This is a genomic window from Ideonella margarita, assembly GCF_038066635.1.
Taxonomy (GTDB): domain Bacteria; phylum Pseudomonadota; class Gammaproteobacteria; order Burkholderiales; family Burkholderiaceae_C; genus Ideonella; species Ideonella margarita.
Genome location: NZ_JBBUTI010000023.1, coordinates 1 through 4,671 on the forward strand (window position 1 = coordinate 1; position 4,671 = coordinate 4,671).

Here is a 4,671-nt window from a genome sequence, read left to right on the forward strand (position 1 = left end):
TCGATCGGCGCCTTCACCACCTCGACGATCTTGCGCGCCAGGCCGTTGACCAGCGCCCAGCCCAGCACCACGTGCAGGCCGGCCACGATCAACAGGCCCGTGGCCTTGTTCTTCTTCTCAAGCGGGTTGTCCGAGTAATCCACTCGATTCCTCCAGTCGTCACAATGAGACGCTGCGTTGAAATGACAGTGCGGCCTCATGGGCCGCCGAATCAATCACTATAGCGGCTGTCGAGATTCTGTCTTTAATGGCTTTACCCTAATCATTCTCGGTCAAAGCCGCTTGACAGCTGCAAAGTGTCTCGCCAGCCGGGCTGTTCACCTGTTGGATTAACAGCCGCGACCGCGATTGGCTGGTGAAAGCCATTTCCGTGCCAAACGTGGGGCCCCTGTTTGGTGCATCACCTGCAATGCCAGCCTTGCTTGCTGTGTATGCGGTGTTTGTGGCATCGGCCCGCCCGAACGCGTCGCGCGTCAGACGCCGAAGCCCTTGAAGGCAGATTCGAAGCGCTTGCTGATGGTCAGCGTTTCCTGGCGTCCGCGCAGTGATGCTTGGAGCTGGCCCAGATCATTGCGCCGGATGTTCGCGATGTGCGCGAGCGAGACCAGGCAGCTGCGGCTGATGCGCACGAATCCCTTGCCCGCCAACATGCGTTCGAGGTGGCCGAGCCCGATCTTCATCAGGCCGTGGCCCTGGACATGCACCACCCGCGTGTACTTGACGTCTGACACGAGAAAGACAACTTCCTGTGTGTTGACGATGTCATGCCCTCGCGCGGCGGCAATGAACAACCAGTTCAAGGCTGGTTCGGTGGAGATGGATTTCATGAGGTAGCAGCGCCAGTGATCGTTCAATGTCTGGCCGTCTCTTGCCGCTGTGTGGCCCGGGGTTCATGCATGAGCAGTCGCACCCCGGACCCTACTGTGCTGCTCGCCACGCGGCACGGCGTCTCATTGGGTGGGGCAAGTCTCGCGCTCAAGGACATCCTCTGCGGCGACATGTAAAGACCGGGCGGAGCGCCAAGGGGTACACGCCGCTTGTGACCAGCCGGCCGGCGCCTGCATGCTCGTCTTCATGCAGGCGCGGCGCTTCATCCGACGATCAGTTGGCCTTTGTTCAGCAGGTTCTGGATGATGGCGGCATCGTTGCTGCCCGTGAGCAGCACCCCGGAGAGCGTGATGAGCTGGTCGGCCTTGCCGGCATCGAACACGGCGCCGAACTCGCCGGCCGTGCTGATGTTGAGCACGGTGTTGGTACCTGAGGTCGTGAAGTGCAGGTACTTCGTCAACGTCGCCGGCGTTTCTCCTTGAAGCAGATCACGCAGATCAAGGATATCGCCGCCTGCCTTTGACGATGCATTGTTGAAATCGCTGATGACGTCCTTGGCCGGACTGCCGGGTCGGCCCTGGTCGCCGAGCCGCCATGCGAAGGTGTCAGCGCCCCGGCCGCCGGTCATGATGTCGTTGCCCGTGCCGCCTTCAATGTAGTCTGAGCCGCTGCCGCCATCGATGGTGTCATCCGCAGCGCCGCCCAGCAACGTGTCTTTGCCGTCAGAGCCCGTGATCTTCTCGTAAAGGTCGGTACCCGTGAAGCGGGATCCCGTGCGGATGGCATAGACGCCATTGGTGCCAGTCTCGATGATGTCCTGGTTGGCGGCCAGTGTCGGTACATCGCTGGGGGCAAACAAGGCGAAATCGTCGGTGCCCAGGACCTTGTACGCACTGTCATCTGCGCCCGAAGGCTTGATCGAGATCCGGAACGTGGCGCTGCCGCTCATGTCCCAGTAGCTCACGTCGATCAACTGGAATCCCTCGGAGAGCGTCCTGGCCGTGAACATGCTGTTCGCGGCCGCAGGTATCTGCGACGTGTTGATGTACGCCATGCTTTGATCGCCTATCTTGACCTGGTAGCCCGTGTCGCCGTTGATCTGGAAATCGAAGGTGCCGCCTTCCGGGATATAGACATAGCCCACCATGCGAACAATGGCGTCGCTGGTGTTGCCCACGCCGGTGGACGCTTGCAGGCTGTCCGCATTGCCGGTGCCGACATTCAGGAAGGTGTGGAGGTTGTTGCCGGCGCCGACGGCATTGCCGGCGGTGACCATGCCGTTGCGGCCCAGGTCGTTGTTGAACAGTGGTGTGTAGCCTCCGCTGGCCAGTCCGAATTCGATCTTGTTGGCCGAGAAGGTGGCGTCCGTCGCACCGGACCCTGACTGCATGCCTGACCCAAATAGCGAGGTGTTGGCATTGCGGCCTTCGATGATGGCCTCGACGTCAGCCAGGTTGTCGAGATTCGGATCGGCGCCAGCAGCGCCGAACCTGGCGCTGCCATCGTCTGAATGCAGACGCGTGCTGCCCAGGTACAACGGGTCGGTGGCGGTGCCGTTTCGGTAGTCGTTGTAGCCGAAGTACTCGCCTGCCAGGCCGAGATTGAGGTTGGAGAGGGCGGCCGTCGTACTGGTCAGGCTGATCGTCCGGGCAGGCTGTACAAAGATTGGCAGTGTTGATGTCGACGTGTCGCCGTCGTTGTCCATCAAGGTGTATCTGATCGATTCGGTGTAGGACGTTGTGGTGCCGGGTTGTGCGCTGTACGTGAACTTGCCGTCGTCCATGTCGATCGCCAGCGTACCGCCCGCCATGGTCTGTACCGTCCAGGTATTCGTGACGCTGTCGTAGCTGCCGCGACTGGTGCCATTCGTTGGTGTTGCAGAGCCATAAGCGTAGGTCGTTCCGTCCACGGTGAAGGCCGCCAGATGACCACCATCGGCCCCGATGCCGGAGCCCGCAGCCAGCGTCCCGTCAGTCAGTGAGCCGCTTGTCGTCTTGATGAAGCTGCTGTCCAGGATCGAGGGCAGCTGGTTGATGTCAGCCACCACGATGGCGGTTGTGTCAGTCTGCGTCGCCCCGTTGTAAGCAACCGGGTTCATGTTGGACAGCGTGGCTTCGGTGCCCATCCCGTACGCCTGAGAGTTGATGGCGTTGTTCGTCAGGAAGGTCTTCCAGAGTGCTTCTTCGTCGGCCTGTATCCCTGCCATTGTGTTCATCGGGCCGTTGCCGTCCCAGTCCGTGGCGTAGGTGGGTTGCCCGTCGGTCAGGAAATAGGAGACATTGGTGGCGCCTGCGATCTTGCCTGCCGAATTGAAGGACGTCCGGGCCTTTATCAACGCGTCGTCGTAGTTGGTGCCGCCGTTCGCCACCAGGCCGTTGACATAGGCCTTCGCGTCAGCGACCGAAACCCAGGTGGTCTGGTAGGCGTCGGCCGAGGTCGAGAACGTCACGACCCGCACCTTGACGTCGCCCAGGTTGTCGTACTGGTCGAGCAAGGTGGTGACTGATTGCTTCAAGATGTCGAGGCGCGTTGGGCCACCAGCGACGCCGTCGGCGTCGGTGGCCATCGAGCCGGAGATGTCCAGCATCAGCATCACGTTGGTGTCCTGATAAGGCAGGCGCACGGTCTGGGTGCTGGCGATGGCGGTCGGCGAGTCGTCCTCGACATTCACGGTCAGGCTGCCGCGCGTGATGTTCGTGCCGTCGTCAGCCTGAACGCCCAGCGTGAAGGTGCTGACGTTTTCGCCGTTGCCGGTGGCATGGTCGATCGGCTTCGACAGGGTGACACGGTATCCGCCGGTGCTGTCGATCGTGGCGCGCAGCACTTCAACGCCGCCAGCCGAGCCGATCATCGGGGATCCGGCGGTGCCGTTGCCGCTCCAGGTGATCGTCACACCGCCAGAGGTCAGCGCGGTCGTCGGGGCGATCAAGGTCACCGTCGGCGTGCTGTCAATGTCGACGATGTTTACCGTACCCGTCACCGAGGCCAGGTCCGTCTTGTCGTCCGGGTTGCCAGTGCCGTCGGCCAAGCCGCCAGGCAGGCCTTCTTCGGACACCGTGACGCTGCCGCCAACGATGGTCGGCGCGTCGTTGATCGAGTTGACCGAGATGGTCAGCGTGGACGAGTCGGTGCTGGAGCCGTCGGTCAGGTTGTAGGTGGCAACCGGCACAGGGCCGTTGTAGTTGGCAACCGGAGTGAAGGTGTAGGTGCCGTTGGCGTTGATGACCAGCGTGCCGACACCGGCCATCGTGGCGGTCTGGCCAGCGTTGAAGGTGCCGGCCAAGCCAGCCACGGTGAAGGTGGTGACCGTGACCGGGCCGTCGACGCTGGTGGTGCCGGTGAGCACTGTGCCGTTCAGCACGGTGTCTTCATCAACCGTCACGACTTCGTCGGCATCGGTGAACGCGTCATCGACCGGCGTGACCGGGCCGAGCGTCAGCGTGGCGCTGTCGGAGCCGCCCAGGCCGTCGGTGATCGTGTAGGTCGCCACCGGCACCGGGCCGAAGTAGTTTGGCGCTGGGGTGAAGGTGAATTCGCCGTTGGCGTTGATGACCAGCGTACCGACACCGGTGATGGTGGCGGTGTCGCCGGCAGCGAAGCTGCCAGGCACGCCTGCGACGACGAACTGGGTGACGGTGAGCGGGTTGCCGTTCGGGTCGGTGTCGTTGCTGAGCACGTTGCCGGTGGCCGGGGTGTCTTCGGTGACGCCCTGGGTGTCGTTGATGGCATCGGGCGGCGAGTTCGCGCCCATGGTCAACGCCAGCGTGGCGGTGTCCGTGCCGCCGTTGCCGTCGGTGGCGGTGTAGGTTGCCACCGGCACCGGGCCGGCGTAGTTCGCAGCCG

General features: G+C 62.8%; 2 protein-coding genes. Both read right to left on the minus strand.

The window, feature by feature from the left end; all coding sequences use genetic code 11:
• Positions 1-473: 473 nt before the first annotated feature.
• A complete protein-coding gene (locus AACH00_RS19755) occupies positions 474-854 on the minus strand; it encodes a LytR/AlgR family response regulator transcription factor (RefSeq protein WP_341400898.1) in 381 nt (126 codons plus the stop codon).
• Between the two features lie 236 nt (positions 855-1,090).
• Positions 1,091-4,671, minus strand: a 3,581-nt coding sequence (locus AACH00_RS19760; RefSeq protein ID WP_341400899.1) for a beta strand repeat-containing protein, incomplete at its 5' end; no start/stop codon positions are given.